Genomic DNA, 609 nt, shown 5'->3' with positions numbered 1-609 from the left:
AACTGTCCAGGCGCGACTGGTGGATCTGCGGTGCGAACAGTTCGGTCAACGAGCTGCTGGCGGCTTCCTGCCAACTGGCGCGGCGGGCGAAGTTGACGTAGGCGTCCACGGCGAAGCGCACGCCGGGCAATACCAGTTCCTGAGAAAGGATTTGCTCGCGCGCAAGCCCCACTGCTTCGCCCAGGCGCAGCCAGGCTTCGATACCACCTTCGCTGCCGGGGGCGCCGTCGTGGTCGAGCAGGCGCTGAATCCACTCGCGGCGGATCTCGCGATCCGGGCAGTTCGCCAGGATGGCGGCGTCCTTGAGCGGGATGTTCACCTGGTAGTAGAAGCGGTTGGCGACCCAGCCCTGGATCTGCTCGCGGGTGGCGCGGCCCTGGTACATCGCCACGTGGTAGGGGTGATGGATGTGGTAGTAGGCGCCCTTGGCGCGCAGGGCGGCTTCGAATTCGGTGGGGGACATTGGGGTGTCGGTCATTGCTGCTCTCCGGGTACATCCGGTGGATTCTTTGGTGTCTGTGCAGGCCCTTTCGGGGGACAAACCCACCCCCCAAAGGGAGAGAGTCCCCCCGGGGGGAGGGAATACTCTTACAAGGGAAAGCCATTCCA

1 protein-coding gene is annotated in these 609 nt (G+C 64.7%); it reads right to left on the bottom strand.

Annotated elements, in window-relative coordinates:
- Window positions 1–478: pyrroloquinoline-quinone synthase PqqC (gene pqqC / locus ACSFE6_RS31525; protein ID WP_435431267.1), on the bottom strand; the 478-nt coding region annotated here is incomplete at its 3' end.
- Window positions 479–609: the final 131 nt, after the last annotated feature.

The organism is Pseudomonas baetica, from assembly GCF_051216495.1.
Classification (GTDB): domain Bacteria; phylum Pseudomonadota; class Gammaproteobacteria; order Pseudomonadales; family Pseudomonadaceae; genus Aquipseudomonas; species Aquipseudomonas baetica_B.
Note: the sequence above shows the minus strand (reverse complement) of the source record. Positions and strands in the feature narration are given on the sequence as shown.